This is a genomic window from Priestia sp. SIMBA_032 (genome assembly GCF_046535215.1).
In the GTDB taxonomy this organism is placed as follows: Bacteria; Bacillota; Bacilli; order Bacillales; family Bacillaceae_H; genus Priestia; species Priestia aryabhattai.
Map to the genome: position 1 here is coordinate 1 of NZ_JAWRXD010000815.1, position 265 is coordinate 265.

The window sequence follows — 265 nt, forward strand, 5'->3', positions numbered from 1 at the left end:
GATGAGGGCAGCACCCGGTCCGGATCCCCCTGCGCCACCGCATCATCGAGCGAGAGAGCCCCTTCGACGCGTGGGACATCGCCACCGTCGTCGACCTCGATCAGGACCTCGACCCCGTCGGCGGTCAGTGCCTCGGCGAACTCCGGCCCGAATGAGCGGTGGTAGATGACCGCGCGCGGACGAATGTAGTCGAGGAGTTCGGTGATCTCACGGGCCGTGTAGTTGTAGTTGACGTTCACCGGGACCACCCGGGCCTTCAGACAGG

Annotated in this window: 1 protein-coding gene; it reads right to left on the reverse strand. The window is 66.0% G+C overall.

From position 1 onward, the window contains the following. On the reverse strand, positions 1 to 239 hold a 239-nt coding region (locus SB717_RS36595; RefSeq protein ID WP_410907958.1), incomplete at its 3' end, for a hypothetical protein. Positions 240 to 265 lie beyond the last annotated feature (26 nt).